Below are 17780 nucleotides of genomic sequence, written 5' to 3' on the forward strand. Positions count from 1 at the left end.
TCCAGGCGGAGTTCTTGTGTTGTTGTTTTCGCCGCCGGTCTTCAAACATGAACGGCGCGCATGCGATGCGCGCCGCCCATTCGAATCAACAGATCAAAGCGCGGCCTTGATCTTCTCTGCCACTTCCGGAGAGACCCACGTGGTCCAGATGTCTGGATTTTCCTCGAGGAAATGCTTCGCGCCTTCTTCGCCGCTCGCCTGGTTGTCCGTCATCCAGGCCATCAGCTTGTTGACGGTATCGTTCGGCCAGGCGCGGGTCTTGAGATAGTCCATTGCCGGGCCAGCGCGATCGGCGAAGGCCTTGGTCACCAGCGTCTGGACCTTGTCCTTCGGCCAATCGTTCTTCTTCGGATCCGGGCAATCGGCAACCGTGTTGCAGCGCTTCCACTCGACCGGATCCGCCGGGACGCCATGGTCAAGCTTGACCATTTCATATTTGCCGAGAAGCGCCGTGGGTGCCCAGTAATAGCCGACCCAACCTTCCTTGCGTTCGTAGGCCTTGGCAATCGAGCCGTCGAGACCGGCTGCGGAGCCAGGGTCGACCAGCGTGAAACCGGCAGCCTCGGCGCCATAGGCCTTGTAAAGCTGTGTCGTCACCACGGTGCCGCCCCAGCCTTGCGGGCCGTTGAAAACGGCGCCCTTGCTCGGATCCTCGGGGTCGGGGAAGAGCTCCTTGTGCTTCAGCACATCGTCGATCGTCTTGATCTCCGGATGGGCGTCGACGATGTATTTCGGGATCCACCAGCCCTGGACGCCGCCGTCGGACAGCGCGACCGCCGCGCCGACGAGCTTGCCTTCCTGAAGGCCGCGATTGACGACATCCGGCAGCAGGTCGACCCAGCCTTCCGGCGCAACATCCGGCTCGCCCTTCTCGATCATCGAGGTAATCGTCGGCACCGTGTCACCGACGACGAGCTCAGCGTTGCAGCCATAGCCCTCGGTCAGGATGAACTTGTCCACGTTCGCCAGCACTTCGGCGCTCTGCCAGTTCATGTTGGCGATCGTCACGTCGCCGCATTCTGCCGCCGACGCCGCGCTGCCAAGGCCGAGAAGGCCGGCAGCAAGACAAGTCGTTGCAAGGAATTTCTTCATTTCGGTTCCCTTTGTTATGGCGGTGTACCCATGGCGAACTGCCAGCCTCACCGCGGCGGCCGACAGCGAACGGAACAAGGCCCCTGCCCCAATCCGCAGGAATGGAAGCAACAGCTTACCACGGCCGTCAATGCCTTTTCGGATTTACGGCCTTAGCATTGCTACCGAGTCTTTCCGGCAAACACTTTTCCATTTGCGTCAGCGATTGCGCTGACTCCCCGCGTCCCGGACACATAAAATTGATGGGCTATCGGAAGGGGCCGCCCATGGCCGCCTTCCTTCTTGAAATGTCGGATTCGACTCTGGCCGCAACACCGGTGCCCCGAAAGGTTCGGGCACGTTGCGCGTAATTGTTCAAGGCGACAGAACTGCCGGCTGATGGTCTATAGCGACGCCGGCGACTACATTGCGCGCTCCGATAGATCCGGCCCCGCGCCGCATGTATTTCGTGAGTGACCCCTGCGGCGGGCCTGCTGAACACTACATGTTCGGATAGACCGGGCCTTCGCCGCGTCTTCTTCTGGCGGGGGTCCGGGCGGCCCTGCCTCCCCGAACACTACATGTTCGGATAGACCGGGCCTTCGCCGCGCCTTCTTCTGGCGGGGGTCCGGGCGGCCCTGCCTCCCCGAACACTACATGTTCGGATAGACCGGCCCTTCGCCCCCTTGTGGCGGCACCCAGTTGATGTTCTGGTTCGGGTCCTTGATGTCGCAGGTCTTGCAGTGCACGCAGTTCTGGGCGTTGATGACGAAGGTCGGCTTGCCGTCCTTTTCCACCCACTCGTAGACGGCAGCCGGACAGTAGCGCGTCGACGGGCCGGCATAGACGTCGTATTCGGAGCGCCTCTGCAACGCCGGATCCTTCACCTGCAGGTGGATCGGCTGGTCTTCCTCGTGGTTGGTGTTCGACAGGAACACCGAGGAGAGGCGATCGAAGGTCAGTACCCCATCCGGCTTCGGATAGTCGATCTTCTGGTGCTGTTCCGCCGGTTCGAGCGAGGCCGCGTCGGTCTTGCCGTGTCTCAGCGTGCCGAAGAAGGAGAGGCCGAAGAGCTGGTTCGTCCACATGTCGAGGCCGCCGAGGGCGACGCCGACCGCGGTGCCGAACTTCGACCACAGCGGCTTGACATTCCTGACCCGCTTCAGGTCGCGACCGATGTCGCTTGCCCTCCAGGCGTTTTCGATCTCGACCGGCTCGTCATTGGCGCGGCCGCTGGCGATCGCCTCGGCGAGCTTCTCCGCCGCCAGCATGCCCGACAGCACCGCATTATGGCTGCCCTTGATGCGTGGCACGTTGACGAAGCCGGCCGAGCAGCCGATCAGCGCGCCGCCGGGGAAGGAGAGCTTCGGCACCGACTGGTAGCCTCCCTCGGTAATGGCGCGGGCGCCGTAGGAAAGACGCTTGCCACCTTCGAAGGTGCCGCGGATCGTCGGGTGCGTCTTGAAGCGCTGGAACTCCTCGAAGGGATTGAGATAGGGGTTCTTGTAGTTCAAATGCACGACGAAGCCGACGGCGACGAGGTTGTCCTCGAGGTGATAGAGGAAGGAGCCGCCGCCGGTTCTCATGTCGAGTGGCCAGCCGAAGGAATGCTGCACCAGGCCCGGCTTATGGTTTTCCGGCTTCACCTCCCAGAGTTCTTTGAGCCCGATGCCGAATTTCGGCACGTCGCGGCCCTCACCGAGCTTGTATTTGGCGATCAGTTGCTTGGCGAGCGAGCCGCGCACGCCCTCGCCGATCAGCGTATATTTGCCGAGGAGCGCCATGCCGCGGGCGAAGTTCGGCCCCGGCTCGCCCGAGCGCTCGATGCCCATGTCGCCGGTGGCGACACCGATCACTGCGCCCTCGTCGTTGTAGAGCACCTCGGTTGCGGCAAAGCCCGGATAGATCTCGACCCCGAGCGCCTCGGCATGAGTGGCGAGCCAGCGACAGACGTTGCCGAGCGAGACGATGTAGTTGCCGTGATTGTTCATCAGCGGCGGCATCAGGAAATTCGGCAGTCGGATCGAGCCGGCGGGACCCAAGAACAGGAAATGATCGTCGGTGACTTCAGTCTTGAAGGGGTGGTCGGGCTCGTCGCGCCAGCCGGGCAACAGCCGGTCGATACCAACAGGATCGACGACGGCGCCGGAGAGGATATGCGCGCCGACTTCTGCGCCCTTTTCGAGCACCACGACCGAGAGTTCCGGATTGACCTGCTTCAGCCGGATCGCCGCGGCAAGTCCGGCAGGACCGGCGCCAACGATCACGACGTCGAATTCCATGCTCTCGCGTTCGGGCAGTTCCATCGCCTCGGTCATTATCATGCTCTCCAGTGTCGCCGGTCTTCCGCCGGTTCTGTTCTCAAGCCAAATCATCCCGTCATGGCAAATGCGGTCGGAATTGTCGAGCCGGGATGCGACAGACTATCTCCGCATTTGCGCATAACTTCATGAGATTACCACACATGCCTTATATTACTTTGACGTAAACGTAAATATGGACGCGAATCGGTAGCCAAGACGGCTTGCTTTTGCCGCACCCGCATGCGAGGAGGCCCGCCCCTCCCTTCATCGCAACGCCGGAAAACCGCACCCATTTTTCCTGGACCCTGCTCAAGACACGGAGAAAGTCATGGCATCCGCCCTCGGCCTCGATTTCGGCACAACCAATTCCGTGCTGGCATTGTCACAGGGCACATCGACCCGCTCCGTCGTCCTCGAAAGCTCCACCGGCAAATCGGACACAACGCGCACGGCTCTGTCGTTCCTGAAGGGAGCAGGCCGCGGGCCGTTACAGATCGAAGCGGGACAGGCGGCGATCCGGGAATTTATCGACAATCCCGGCGAATGCCGCTTCCTTCAGTCGATCAAGACATTCGCAGCGAGTTCGCTCTTCCAAGGCACGCTGGTCTTCGCAAAGCGGCACGATTTCGAAGACCTCATGTACGCATTCCTCGCGCGCTTGAGAGACTATGCGGGCAGCGACTGGAGCAGCGAGTTGAAACGCATTGTTGTCGGGCGTCCGGTGCAGTTCGCGGGCGCCAACCCGGACGAGAAGCTGGCCCTCGAACGCTACAATCGCGCCTTGGCACGCTTTGACTTTCCGGAGGTCCACTATGTCTACGAACCGGTCGCGGCCGCCTTCTATTTTGCACGGACCCTCGACAGGGACGCAACGGTGCTCGTCGCCGATTTCGGCGGCGGCACGACCGACTATTCAATCATCCGCTTCGAGAGCGAGGGCGGCCAGCTGACGGCGACGCCGGTCGGGCATTCCGGCGTCGGCATCGCCGGCGATCATTTTGATTTCCGCGTCATCGACAACATCGTCTCACCGCTCATCGGAAAGGGGAGTCTGTTCAAGAGCTTCGACAAGCTGCTTGAAGTGCCATCGAGCTATTACGCCAATTTCGGCCGCTGGAACCAGCTCTCGATCTTCAAGACGCTGAAGGACTTTTCCGAACTGAAGAAGCTTGTCCGGGCGAGCCTTGAGCCGGAAAAGCTCGAAGCCTTTGTGGACCTGATCGAGCATGACGAGGGTTACCCGCTCTACCAGGCGGTTTCAGCCACCAAGATGCGACTGTCGCAGGCGGATGAAACCGAGTTCTTCTTTGCGCCGCTCGGCGAGCGGGCGCGCAGGACGGTTCAGCGCGCCGACTTCGAGACCTGGATCGCGCCTGACCTTACCCGCATCGAACAGGCACTCGATGAGGTGCTTCAAAAAACGGAAACGGCACCGGCAACGATCGACAAGGTATTTCTCACCGGCGGCACCTCCTTCGTACCGGCGGTAAGGCGGATATTCGACAACCGTTTCGAGCGGTCAAAGATCGAAAGCGGTGGAGAACTCCTCTCGATAGCACACGGGCTGGCATTGATCGGCGAGCGGCAGGACATCGCGACCTGGACGGCAGACGCCGCCTGATGCCGCTGGACCGCTCCCGCCGATCTGCTAAGTTCGCGCCATGATCCCGGCCAACCATCTTTCCCGTGCAGAGCTTGCCGCGCTTCTCGCCTTCCATGCGGATGCGGGCGTCGAATGGCTGTTGGAAGACGAAGCCGTCGACCGGTTCGCAGAGTTCGAGGCGATGAAGGCGAAGCGCGCGGAGGCGCGCAGCGCCCCGCAAAGCGGGCCAACAGGCACCGGCCAGAGGCAAGGTGCGCGAGCAGAGCCGGCGGCACCCACCCCGTCGCGCAATGCCGGTCCTGCAGCGCCGGCTGCCTCTCCTCCGCCTGTCGCGATTCCCGACGAGCAGGCCGTCAAAGAGGCCCGATTCGCCGCGGAAACAGCGCGCTCGTTGCAGGAACTCAGAACGGCAATGGAATCCTTCAACCATTGCAACCTGAAGAACAGCGCGCGCAATCTCGTGTTCTGCGAGGGCGACCCCTCTTCCGGGATCATGATCGTCGGGCCGATGCCCTATGCCGACGACGATCGCGATGGCCAGCCGTTTGCTGGCCGACTCGGTGAAATGCTCGAACGCATGCTTCTCGGCATCGGCCTTGCCAGGCAGGACGTGCTGCTGACCAATGTCGTACCCTGGCGCCCGCCGGGAAATCGCGTGCCTTCCGGCCGCGAGGCGGATATCTGCCGCCCCTTCATCGAGCGGCAGATCGCGCTGGCCGAGCCTAAGCAATTACTGCTTCTCGGGAACTTCACGGCCCGCTTCTTCTTCGGCGGTGCCGATACGATCCATCAGTTGCGGGGGGAATGGCGCGAGCTTTCCGCAGGCGGCCATCGCGTTCCGGCGCTGGCAACGCTGCATCCACAGGATCTCGTGACCGCGCCAATCAACAAGCGTTTTGCATGGCAGGATCTGCTGGTCTTCAAGGCGAAGATCAACGGCTAACAGTTCCGCGCCCAACTCATGAAAAAATAGTGAAAAAAGCCATGCGAATTGCGCATGCCAGCGCCGCGTTTTAATGCGTTGCAAAATCGATGCTGCACCGCAATATGTACATGTGGGAGGAATGGAAAAGGAAATGAACCATGACTGCCCGCTTTCGTCCGATTCATAGCAGCTTTGAGACGCTCCGCCATGCCGGCGTCGCGCTGCGGACGCCTTTCAACACTTTCGGCACGGCGGCCAATGAGCAGATGACCGCAATCGGCTTTACCCGCACCACGCGCCGCCCGGCACAGATCTACGCCGAATTCATCCAACGCTAACGATCGCGCGAAGCACTCAGCTCCGCAACGCTCGTTCTGGATTGCAGAGAAGGAACAGGATCATGTCCAATCCGCTCGACAGCATTCGGTTTCTGCTCGACACGATCTCCGACATCGGCACAGCGGTGCGTGCCTCGCGGGAATACAGCCGCTTGAGCACAGTCAAGGACTCGCGGCGCGCTCACCGTGTCGCGGTCAGCCCGCTGCTGCCAAACTAATCCTTTCTTCCTGCTTCTTTTCGCCATCGACTGTCGCAATCGACAGCGTCAAAAGATTTCGATAAAGCCACACTCATTCCGATCCGCGGAGTGAGCAAAGTGATCGACCGCTCCTTCCCGTGCCCCGGGCGTTTCTCCGCAACGGCTGAAAACGACGCCAGCAATGTCTACAGCGCCGCGCGTCTTATCAGACGCGCAAAGGACGCTGTAGTACTTTGAGTTGCAGTAGGAGCGCCGATGCTGGCCAGTCTCGCTTCCGTTTTCAGCCTGATGCTCTCCACCTTGCTGATGATGGTGGCTTTCGGGCTGCAGAGCTACGTCATTCCCGTGCGCTCCGTGGCCGAAAGCTGGTCAACGCTCACGGTCTCGATCTTCGCCACCGGCTACACGCTCGGCTTCACGCTTTCCTGCATCGTTACGCCAAAATTCGTGCTGCGCGTCGGGCATGTCCGCGTCTTTACCGCGTTGATCACTCTGCTCTCGATTGCCATCCTGATGTGCGGGCTTGTCGTCGACTGGCGTGCCTGGATCGCCTTTCGGGCAATCTCCGGTTTTGCTATTTCAGGAAGCTATCTCGTCATCGAAAGTTGGCTCAACGAGCGCGTAACGAACGCAAACCGCGGTCTGCTCTTTTCGCTCTACCTCATCACGACCATGGTCGGGACGATCGGCGGCCAATATCTGGTGCCGCTCGGCGACCCGACCAACACCTCGCTGTTCATTCTCTGCGGCGTACTGTTCTCGCTGGCGCTGCTGCCGACGGCGCTTTCCTCATCGCCCATGCCGGCCCCGCCGGCACAGGCGACGTTCGATATTCCGGGCCTGTTCCGCCGCTCGCCGGTGGCCGTCGTCGGCGGCGTTCTCGCCGGCGCGCTTTCCGGCGCCTGGCTCAATCTCGGCGGGGTCTTCACCCAGAGGATCGGGCTTTCAACCGCCGAGGGCGCCACGCTGCTTGCATCGCTGCTCACAGGCAGCGCGCTCTCGCAGATACCGATCGGCCGCGCTTCGGACCGGATGGACCGGCGCATCGTCATGGTCGCCTGCGGGATCGTCGGCGTCATCTCCTGCCTCGTTATGTCCGTTTCGATCGGCAGCAGCCCGGCGATGCTTTATCTCGTCGCCGCCTGCATCGGCAGCGTGCTCTTTCCGATCTATGCGCTCAATGTCGCGCACGCCAACGACCTCGCCCGCCCGAACGAATATGTGGAAATCTCGTCGGGCCTGATGATCACCTATGGCATCGGAACCATTGCTGGGCCGTTGATGGTCGGCCCGGTCATGGACCGCTTCGGCCCCGCGGCGCTGTTCGTTGTACTTGCCGTCTACTTCGCGCTTTATAGTGGCTACGCCGCCTGGCGCATCCTGAGGCGCGACCAGCACCAGGGACTCGTCGCCAAGACCGACTTCCAGGCGACCACGGTCATGCCGACGCCCGGTCCCGACGTGACGAGCCCAATCGCTCAGCACGCGGATGCGGATACGCTCATCAGCGACGACACCGTTCCTATTTGGGAGAGGCAGCCGGAATAGGGATCACGAGTAATCGTCAGCCTTGCGGCGTCACATGCTTGCGGGCGCCCTTGCGCTCCAGTCCCAGCTGATGCTCGCGAAAGATGATGAAGATCCCGGCAGAGACAACGATTGCGGTGCCCGCCAACATGGTTCGCGTCGGTATGTCACCGAAGAGAAAATAGCCGACGGCAATACCCAGTACGATCGATGTGTACTCGAACGGAGCGATGGTCGACATGTCGGCGTGGCGGTAGCTTTCCGTCAGCAGGATTTGCGCGACGCCTCCGCAGAAACCGGCGACCATCAGCAGCAGAAAGGACGTCCACGACATTGCCGGCCAGCCGAAGGGCAGCGTCGCAAGCGAAAACAGCGAGGCCGACAGGGAGAAGTAAAGTACGATCGTGTGCGTTCGCTCGAACTTCACGAGCTTGCGCACGAGCACCATCGCGATCGCTCCAAGCGTCGCCGAAGCCAGCACGGCGGCTGCACCAAGCGCCTCGGACGAGCCGAAGTCTCCATCATGGAACAGCGTCAGCCGAGGCCAGGTGATGATTAGCACGCCGGTGAGCCCGATGATGACCGCTGACCACCGATAGAGCCTCACGATCTCCTGGAGAAAAACGGCCGCAAAGATGACGGCAAGCAAAGGCATGGCGTAGCCGATCGCGATCGCCTCCGGCAGCGGCAGGTGGACGAGCCCGTAGAAGCCGCAGCTCATCGAAAGAATGCCGACGAAGCCGCGCGCTATATGCCCTGTCAGGTTCTTGGTTCTAAACGCATCACGCAACTGGCCGCGAAGCGCCAGGAAACCCAGGATCGGCACCATCGCAAAGGCGGAGCGGTAGAAGGTAATCTGGCCGGTAGCGATGCCGTCGCCCGCAGCCTTGATGCAAGTGGACATGCAAACAAAGATGATGACGGAAAGTACCTTGAGCAGGATTCCCTTCATCGGGCTTTGGATGTCCGCATCCATCAAACGCACTTTTCATATGCTGCCGGCCAATGCAAAAAGAATGTCGGCGGTGGAAGACGCGGCAGAAAAGCCGCAGGAAGGTCACGCTCACTCTAGCGGCGCCATGGCGGAATATGGATCAAATTTCTTGATGGATAGCATTTTTTCTTGATGCGACCACCATTGCGGCCTGGGCTCTCCGAGATTTTTTAGCAAGCGCGAAAAAGTCCTTGCCGATTTAGTTCTTGTTAGTGACGCTTCTGTAAACCACTGATCGATAAGGGAACGGGAAGAATACCGGAAGCCACGTCTTGTCCGTCGGGGTGCGGTCGCTGGCATCACAATCGTGTGGCAAAACTTCGCTTTTCGCCCCTTGGGCTTTTCACCATCACAGGCGCCCTCTACAAATCGAATCTACAACGAAGGCGCAAGCGAGACTGACCATGCGGACAAATACGGGCCAGACCATTCATCTGGAAAACTACCGGCCGACCGACTTCGTTCTTGAGAGAGTGGATCTGACCTTCGAGCTCGACCCGAAGGAAACAAAGGTCGAAGCGCGCCTCATTTTCCACCGGCGCGAGGGGGTAAGCCCGGCGGCGCCGCTGGTGCTCGACGGCGACGAATTGCGCATGACCGGCCTGTTGCTCGATCAGGTGGATATACCGCCAACGCTTTTTGAGGCCACGGACGACACGTTGACGATCCGCGGGCTGCCGGAGACGGCCCCTTTCGAGATCACGGTAACCACCCTGCTCTCGCCCGAGACCAACACCAAGCTGATGGGCCTCTACCGCACCAACAACGTCTACTGCACGCAATGCGAGGCGGAAGGGTTCCGCCGCATCACCTATTTTCCGGACCGACCGGACGTGCTCGCCGTCTACACGGTCAACATTATCGCCGACAAGGCGACCGCACCGCTGCTGCTCTCGAACGGCAACTATCTCGGCGGAGCCGACATGGGCGACGGCCGCCATTTTGCGGCCTGGTTCGATCCGCACCCGAAGCCGAGCTATCTTTTTGCGTTGGTCGCCGGCGACCTTGGCGTGGTGGAAGATACGTTTATGACGGTGTCCGGTCGCACGGTCGCGCTCAAGATCTATGTCGAGCATGGCAAGGAGGCTGGCGCCTCATACGCCATGGACGCACTGAAGCGTTCGATGAAGTGGGATGAGGAGGTTTTCGGGCGCGAGTACGACCTCGACATCTTCATGATCGTCGCGGTCTCCGACTTCAACATGGGCGCCATGGAGAACAAGGGGCTCAACGTCTTCAACGACAAGTATGTGCTTGCGGACCCGGAAACAGCGACGGACGCGGACTACGCCAATATCGAAGCGATCATCGCGCACGAATATTTCCACAACTGGACAGGCAACCGCATCACCTGCCGCGACTGGTTCCAGCTCTGCCTCAAGGAAGGCCTGACCGTCTTCCGCGACCACGAATTTTCAGCGGACATGCGTTCGCGTGCCGTCAAGCGCATCGCCGAGGTACGTCACCTGAAGTCGGAGCAGTTCCCGGAGGATGCCGGCCCCCTCGCCCATCCGGTACGCCCGACGAAATATCGTGAGATCAACAACTTCTACACGACCACCGTCTATGAGAAAGGCTCCGAGGTGACGCGGATGATCGCCACCATCCTCGGGCGCGACCTCTTCAAGAAGGGCATGGATCTCTATTTCGACCGCCATGACGGCCAAGCGGTGACGATCGAAGATTTCATTGCCTGCTTCGAGGACGCCAGCGGCCGCAACCTCAAGCAATTTTCGCTTTGGTATCATCAGGCGGGAACGCCGCTCGTCACGGCTTCCGGATCCTACGATGCCGACAAGCAGACCTTTTCGCTTTCGCTTGAGCAGACGGTGCCTCCGACGCCGGGCCAGAGCACCAAGGAGCCGATGCATATTCCGCTGCGCCTCGGGCTCTTGTTGGGGGATGGCAGCGAGGCGAAAGCCGCGACGGTTTCCGGCGCCGACGTCACGGGAGACGTCATCCATCTGACCAAACGCAAGCAAACGGTTTTGTTCTCCGGCATTCCGTCGCGCCCCGTGCCGTCCTTGAACCGCGGGTTCTCGGCACCGATCAACCTGCACATCGAGCAGAGCGCCGAGGATCGCGCACTGATTGCGCGCCACGAGGTCGACCTGTTTGCCCGCTGGCAGGCCCTTAATGCCATTGCGCTCGACAATCTGGTTGCGGCAACCACGCAGGCACGCAATGGGCAACCGGTTACCTGCGACAGCGCTCTCGTGAATGGCCTGATTGTCGCCGCGGCAGATGACCAGCTGGAGCCAGCGTTCCGCTCGCAGGCGCTGGCGCTGCCGAGCGAATCCGATGTCGCTCGGGAAATCGGCAGCGACAATGACCCGGATGCCATTCACGCCGGCCGTCAACAGATTCTGGCCGGTCTCGCCGCAGCCGGACGGGACACCTTCACCCAGCTGGCCGACGACATGGCATCGTCAGGCCCATTCAGCCCGGACGCCACCAGTGCCGGTCGGCGGGCGTTGCGCAACAGCGCGCTTTCCTTCCTCGTCTATGGTGACACAGGCCCGGAAAGGGCGGCGGAGGCATTCCGTGCCGCCAACAACATGACCGATCTCAGCCTCGCGCTGACTTTGCTTGCACAACGTTTCCCGGATGCGAAAGAGACGGCCGAGGCGCTCGCTCAATTCAAGAAACGTTTTGCGGACAACGCACTCGTCATCGACAAATGGTTTGCGATCCAGGCGACGATTCCCGGACCGGAGACCCTCGATCGAGTCAGGACGCTGATGTCCGATCCGCTCTTCAACGGTAACAACCCAAACCGTGTGCGCTCGCTTGTCGGGACCTTCGCCTTCTCCAACCCGACTGGGTTCAATCGGGCCGATGGCGAAGGCTATCGCTTCCTCGCACGGCAAATTCTCGACATCGACCCGCGCAATCCGCAGCTCGCGGCGCGCATTTTGACGTCGATGCGCTCCTGGCGTTCGCTGGAGAAAGTTCGCGCCGATCATGCCCGCAACGCGCTTACGGAGATCGCCGGCGCAGCCAACCTCTCCGCGGACGTCAGCGATATCGTCGACCGCATGCTGGAAGCCTGACAGCCCTCGCGCCATCGCAGTCACGGCGGCGTTGGCTCGAATCACGCAACAACTCAAAGTGCTGCAGCGACCTTTGCGCGTCCGACCGGACGCGCCGCGCTGTAATGCCGCCATGAACGATTCCAATCAATTAAAGCTCATCGCACAGCAAGAGCCGATGCCGTGACAGCAATCCGGCCTGTGATTTTCCAACGATGAGAATTGGTTAAGAAATCTTTACCATTCCCTCTGGACAAGGCGAATCGCCCTGTGATTCATTGAGTCAGATTCGGGCGAGCGGCGCGCCGAATCACTGAGACAATTATTCCCCGGCCAAACGCTGGGGCGGCTCATGTCTCAGGTTTAGAGGATCAGGCGTCTTCGGCACATTCATTGGGAATGCCGGGCGCTTTCGAGGATGACAACATTGGGAAAGATGGCGGACGCGCGACGGGGAAGCGCAGCCGATGGGCGGTTGCGACTCAAGTTTCCGGGCCTTTCCAGCTTGGAGCGGGAGTTCATCGAACAGGCAAAGTTGTTTGCCGAGCCCGCATCGCAGCGGCTCGCGAGCGCCGAGCCCATTCTCAAGCGCTCCATTCCCGTCCTGATCATCGCTTTCCTGATAATCGTGGCCATTTCCCGCATGTCGGGCATCATGGGCGAACACGCCCGGATGGAGGGCAGTTCCCGCCAGGCCGTCAGCCTCGCGGCCGCTGCAGCCGCAGCCGCCTTCCAAGCCGATGGCGCGACACTTTTCGCCGACGGCCGGCGATGGGAGGCCGAACAGCGACTCGGCGAATATCTTCCTGCGGGCACTCTCGACGGTGGCATGTTTCTGCTGACGGTTCGCAAGGACGGCCGGATATTCGCAAGCACGACCGAAGGCGTGCATTTCATCGGACGCACGCTGGCGTCGATCGCTCCGGACCTCGCCACGTTGCAATATTACGGTGAAGGATCGAGCGTGATGGAGACGTCCGTCGGCGACGTCAATCACCTTGTTGCCTTGACACAGCTCCCAGAAGCCGCCGGCGTCATTCTGGCGGCAATCCCGATCGCTGAACTCGAAACGGCGTGGCGCGACGAAGTTTCGCTCAACGTTACCCTGTTCGCAGGCATCTCGGCCATCCTGCTCGTCGTGCTCTACGCCTATTACATCCAGGCAAAGCGCGCCCGTGACGCCGATGCGGTTTTCGCCGAATCGAACCTACGCGTCGAAACCGCGCTCTCGCGCGGTCGCTGCGGATTGTGGGATTTCGACCTCGCCAACCGACGGCTGTTCTGGTCGCGGTCGATGTACGAAATGCTCGGCATGCCAGGCGACAGCAGTGTGCTGTCCTTTGGAGATGCCGCGCGGTTGATGCATCCGGAGGACCGCGGCATTTACTGCGTGGCCCGGGCGATCGCTCGGGATAATGCGCGCCAGATCGACCAAGTATTTCGCATGCGCCACGCCGACGGCCATTACGTATGGCTGCGCGCACGTGCCCAGGTCATTCGCACCGTCTCCGGCCGCACCCACCTGATCGGCATCGCCATGGACGTCACCGAGCAACATCGCCTTGCCCAGCGCTATGCGGAAGCGGATCAGCGGCTGGCCGACGCGATCGAATGCACGTCGGAGGCCTTCGTGCTCTGGGACAAGCACGATCGCCTGGTCATGTGCAACACCCACTATCAACAGGCCTATCAATTGCCCGACCATGTGCTCGTGCCCGGCACGGAGCGGACAGTCGTGCACGCAGCCGCCGCACGACCGGTCGTCGAGCGGCGGGTCGCCGATCCGGATCGCAGCAATCATTCGCAGACAAGCGAGGTGCAACTCGCTGACGAGCGATGGCTTCAGATCAACGAACGCCGCACCCGCGATGGGGGTCTGGTTTCTGTCGGCACCGACATCACGCTGCTCAAGCGTCACCAGGTGCGCCTGCGCGAGTCCGAGCGTCGGCTCATGGCAACGATCGGCGACCTTTCTGCATCACGCATCACGCTGGAACAGCAGAAGGCCGAGCTTTCCGTCGCCAACGCCAATTATCAGGCGGAGAAGGAGCGTGCAGAAGCCGCGAACCGGGCCAAGTCCGAGTTTCTGGCGAACATGTCGCACGAATTGCGGACACCGCTGAACGCCATTCTCGGCTTTTCGGAGATCCTGCAGAACCAGATGTTCGGTCCGCTCGGGTCGGAGAAATATCACGAATATTCGCGTGATATCCACGAAAGCGGCAAACACCTGCTCAACGTCATCAACGACATTCTCGACATGTCGAAGATCGAGGCGGGTCACATGCGCATCACGCGCGAGAAAATCGACTTGGCGCCGCTGATCGAAGAGACATTGCGCTTCACCACCATTCCAGCCGAGCAGAAGAACATCCGCGTCGTTCAGCAGATTTCCTCGGGCCTCACCATGGTCGCCGACCGCCGCGCGATGAAGCAGGTGCTGCTGAACCTGCTTTCGAACGCCGTCAAATTCACCAACGAAGGTGGCCGGATCTCGCTAAGGGCTCGCAAGGTAACTGGAGCGGTGACGCTGACGATCGCCGATTCCGGCATCGGTATTCCGAAGGACGCGCTGCAAAAGATCGGCCAACCCTTCGAGCAGGTGCAGAGCCAGTACGCCAAAAGCAAGGGAGGTTCCGGGCTCGGGCTTGCGATCTCCCGCTCGCTGACGCGCCTTCATGGTGGAACGATGAAGATCCACTCCACCGAGAACGTCGGCACGATCATATCCGTCCGCATCCCCGACCGAGTTGGCGGCTGAAGAAATTCAGGAACGGTTCCCCGCCCCGGAATCGCACAGCTTCAAATCACGCCATCACAGATCACTGAGCGACAACGGACTGGAAAATCCCGCGGACCGCCTTGGAGAGGCTTCGGATATCCGCCTCGAGGTGCTTCAGATCCGGATAGTCCCCTGCCCCGCAGACGAGATCGACCAGGCCTGCGGGGGCATCCTTCGGGTCGAAGTCCCCGTCGATGCAGAGGCGCACGATCTGCGAGACTTCGGTGAAAAGCGTCAGCGCGTCGACGGCCACCTCCAGGTCGTTGGCGTTCATCATCGCCGCGCCAAGGCTCTTCAACGCCTCAAGCGTGTGCGTACCCGCCGGCGGCGGCGTCACCCCTTTTGCCGGCGCAACCAGGGCAAGGTATTGCGCGATGAACTCGATATCAACGAGACCGCCGGGGATGAGCTTGAAATCCCAGATGTCATTCGGCGGCTTTTCCTTGTCGATCAGATCGCGCATCTCCTCCACGTCCTTGCGGACCTTCCCAATGTCGCGCTTCTGGGAAAGGACCTCGCCGAAAATCGCCTCCGCCTCGCTGATCAGACTGTCATCGCCGCAGATACAGCGCGCGCGCGTCAGTGCCAGGTGTTCCCAGGTCCAGGCTTCCGCGCGCTGGTATTTGGCAAAGGCCGTGATGCGGGTTGCGACGGGTCCCTTGTTCCCCGACGGCCGCAACCGCATGTCGACGGCGTAAAGGATGCCCTCGGCCGTCGGTGCCGAGAGCGCCGCGATCAGCCGCTGCGTCAGTCGGGTGAAATAGCGCACGTGATCGAGCGGCTTGGCACCGTCGGATTGCCCCGCGTCGCCATCATAGTCATAGAGCAGGATGAGATCGACGTCGGAGCCGGCCGTCAACTCATGGCTGCCAAGCTTGCCCATGCCGACGACGGCGACCCGGCCGCCTGGAAAGCGTCCATGCGCCGCGCGGACTTCGTCCATCACCGCATCGAGCGCCGCGGCGATGATGAGGTCGGCAAGATCGGTGAAGGCGCGCCCTGCCTGGATACCGGAAATCGCACCGGTCAATAGTCTGATGCCGATCAGAAAACGCTGTTCGGCGGCGATGATGCGCAGGCGGTCCAGCACCTCCTCGTAATGGCGGCCGCCGGCAACGAAATTTGCAATTCTCGGTGCCAGATATTCCCGAGTCGGCAGTTCCGCGAGCAGGCCCGGATCCAGCATGCCGTCGAAGACATGCGGTCTTGCGGCAATAATATCCGCCAGCCTGGGGGCCGACGACATGATGTTGACGATCAGCGATAGAAGCCTTGGGTTGTTGCCGAGCAGCGAGAAAAGCTGGATGCCGGCCGGCAGGCCGGAGATGAAATGGTCGAACCGTAGCAATGCTTCGTCGGCGCGCCTGCTTTCGCCGAATACGCGCAGGAGTTCCGGCGTCAGTTCTGTCAGTCGCTCGCGTGCCTCCACCGACTGCGTTGCCCGGTAGCGCCCGTAGTGCCACGTGCGAATCGTCCGCGCTATATCGGACGGGCGTTGGAAGCCAAGCTTCTTCAGGGTCTCCAGCGTGTCCGGATCGTCCGCCTGTCCGGTGAAGACCAGATTTCCGGTCTCGGTCGAGAGCTTTGCCTCCTGCTCGAAAAGCTGCGCATAGCGCCGCTCGACCGTCCGCAGGACGCGCGACAGCTCCGTTGAGAAGGAGGCGGTATCCTCGAAGCCGAGCATGTAGGCGATTCGCTTGAGCTCTGCCTCCGTCTCCGGCAACACGTGAGTCTGTTCATCGTGCACCATCTGGATGCGATGCTCGACATTGCGCAGGAACCAGTAAGCCTCGATGAGCTCATCGGCGGTCGACTGATCGATCCATCCTGCCTTCACAAGTGCATGCAGCATCGGCTCCGTTGCGCGCAGCCGAAGCTCGGACATACGGCCGCCGGCGATCAATTGCTGCGTCTGGACGAAAAACTCGATCTCGCGGATACCGCCGCGGCCGAGCTTGATGTTGTGCCCTTTCACGGCGATTTCGCCATGTCCCTTGTGCGCGTGGATCTGCCGCTTGATCGAATGAATGTCGGCGATGGCCGCGTAATCCAGGTATTTGCGGAAAACGAAGGGTGTCAGCTCCTTCAGGAAGCGCTCGCCGGCCTCTAGGTCGCCGGCAACCGGCCGCGCCTTGATGAAGGCGGCACGCTCCCAGTTTTGCCCCCTGCTCTCATAATAGAGCATCGCCGCTTCGATCGAGATCGCAAGCGGCGTCGATCCCGGGTCAGGGCGCAAACGCAGGTCGGTGCGGAAGACATAGCCGTCACCGGTCCGTTCCTGCAGGATACGGACTAGCCGCCTGAGCAGACGTGCGAAAATTTCGGAAGCATCGTCCCGGTCGACGACGATGCCGGACTGCGGATCATAGAAGATGACCAGGTCGATGTCCGAGGAATAGTTGAGCTCTCCAGCACCGAGTTTCCCCATCCCAAGGGCAACGACCCCGGAGCCGATGCTCGGTGCCGATGGATCCTTCAGCCTGAACTTGCCGCTTTCGTGTGCGCCAAGGAGCAGATGATCGATCGTGGCCGCGACGGCGGCAGCCGCGAAATCGCTAAGCCAACGCGTCGTTTCGCGACCGTCGAAAAGCCGCGACAGGTCCGCCAGAGCGACCGTGAAGGCCACTTCACGCTTTGCCTTGCGCAGCCTGGACATGATTTCCGCGTCTGGCAGTGCGGCGGCCGTCGGCTCGGATCGCCACGCTGACCGGGCTGCCTCGATCCGGCGCTTCAGGAACTCAGGTAAAGGCGTGGCAAGCAAATCTTCGAGGATGGCCGGATGGCTGCCAGTCGTATCCCGCAGAAACGGAGAGAGCGCGAGCGCCGAGATGACGAAGTCCTTGAGGGACGTATTAGACGCCAGCAGATCGGCTATGCGATCGTGGCCCTTGGCGACATCCTTCAAGACGGACAAGGCAGCCTTTGCATCCGCCTGGCTCGTCGGACGGATCGGAACCATTTCGATATTGGACAGACGCCGCTTATCCGTTTCCAGCATCGACACC

The 17780-nt window shown here is 61.2% G+C and carries 12 protein-coding genes; 8 read left to right on the forward strand and 4 right to left on the reverse strand.

The annotated features are described in order from the left end of the window. Positions 1-93 precede the first annotated feature (93 nt). Entirely contained in the window at positions 94-1092 is a 999-nt protein-coding gene (locus PZN02_RS00430; RefSeq protein ID WP_280659688.1) for an ABC transporter substrate-binding protein, read from the reverse strand. Between the two features lie 632 nt (positions 1093-1724). After that, positions 1725-3389, reverse strand: a complete 1665-nt coding sequence (locus PZN02_RS00435) for an electron transfer flavoprotein-ubiquinone oxidoreductase (protein ID WP_280659689.1) — start codon at positions 3387-3389, stop codon at positions 1725-1727. A gap of 313 nt (positions 3390-3702) precedes the next feature. On the opposite strand from PZN02_RS00435, the gene PZN02_RS00440 reads away from it, so the two are divergent. The 5 genes from PZN02_RS00440 to PZN02_RS00460 all read left to right on the forward strand — a co-directional run bounded on the left by PZN02_RS00440 (position 3703) and on the right by PZN02_RS00460 (position 7988). Beyond that, on the forward strand, positions 3703-4995 hold the full coding sequence (locus tag PZN02_RS00440) for an Hsp70 family protein (RefSeq protein ID WP_280659690.1): 1293 nt from the start codon (positions 3703-3705) through the stop codon (positions 4993-4995). Between the two features lie 40 nt (positions 4996-5035). Further along, a complete protein-coding gene (locus PZN02_RS00445) occupies positions 5036-5920 on the forward strand; it encodes a uracil-DNA glycosylase (protein ID WP_280659691.1) in 885 nt (294 codons plus the stop codon). Positions 5921-6060: 140 nt separating this feature from the next. Then, the gene (locus PZN02_RS00450; RefSeq protein ID WP_280659692.1) at positions 6061-6240 is read left to right on the forward strand and encodes a hypothetical protein; all 180 of its coding nucleotides are present in this window, start codon (positions 6061-6063) and stop codon (positions 6238-6240) included. Positions 6241-6302: 62 nt separating this feature from the next. Further along, on the forward strand, positions 6303-6458 hold the full coding sequence (locus tag PZN02_RS00455; RefSeq protein WP_280659693.1) for a hypothetical protein: 156 nt from the start codon (positions 6303-6305) through the stop codon (positions 6456-6458). 237 nt (positions 6459-6695) lie between these two features. Beyond that, positions 6696-7988 (forward strand): MFS transporter, encoded by a 1293-nt coding sequence (locus PZN02_RS00460; protein ID WP_280659694.1) that lies wholly within the window; start codon positions 6696-6698, stop codon positions 7986-7988. Positions 7989-8004: 16 nt separating this feature from the next. Here the strand turns inward: PZN02_RS00460 and PZN02_RS00465 are convergent, their stop codons facing one another. Beyond that, complete coding sequence (locus PZN02_RS00465; RefSeq protein ID WP_280659695.1) at positions 8005-8943, reverse strand: DMT family transporter; 939 nt, start codon at positions 8941-8943, stop codon at positions 8005-8007. Between PZN02_RS00465 and PZN02_RS00470 the strand changes: the two genes are divergently transcribed. The 3 genes from PZN02_RS00470 (at position 8900) to PZN02_RS00480 (ending at position 14754) form a co-directional block, all read left to right on the forward strand. Then, positions 8900-9094: a hypothetical protein gene (locus PZN02_RS00470; protein ID WP_280661579.1), complete on the forward strand. Its 195-nt coding sequence runs from the start codon at positions 8900-8902 to the stop codon at positions 9092-9094. The two genes, PZN02_RS00465 and PZN02_RS00470, sit on opposite strands and share 44 nt — an antisense overlap. A gap of 271 nt (positions 9095-9365) precedes the next feature. Further along, on the forward strand, positions 9366-12014 hold the full coding sequence (pepN, locus tag PZN02_RS00475) for an aminopeptidase N (protein ID WP_280659696.1): 2649 nt from the start codon (positions 9366-9368) through the stop codon (positions 12012-12014). Positions 12015-12420: 406 nt separating this feature from the next. After that, a complete protein-coding gene (locus tag PZN02_RS00480) occupies positions 12421-14754 on the forward strand; it encodes a PAS domain-containing sensor histidine kinase (protein ID WP_280659697.1) in 2334 nt (777 codons plus the stop codon). A 61-nt stretch (positions 14755-14815) separates the two neighbouring features. On the opposite strand, the gene PZN02_RS00485 is transcribed toward PZN02_RS00480, so the two are convergent. Next, positions 14816-17773, reverse strand: a complete 2958-nt coding sequence (locus PZN02_RS00485; RefSeq protein WP_280659698.1) for a bifunctional [glutamine synthetase] adenylyltransferase/[glutamine synthetase]-adenylyl-L-tyrosine phosphorylase — start codon at positions 17771-17773, stop codon at positions 14816-14818. Positions 17774-17780 lie beyond the last annotated feature (7 nt).

Origin of the sequence: Sinorhizobium garamanticum, assembly GCF_029892065.1 — a bacterium.
GTDB classification, from domain to species: domain Bacteria; phylum Pseudomonadota; class Alphaproteobacteria; order Rhizobiales; family Rhizobiaceae; genus Sinorhizobium; species Sinorhizobium garamanticum.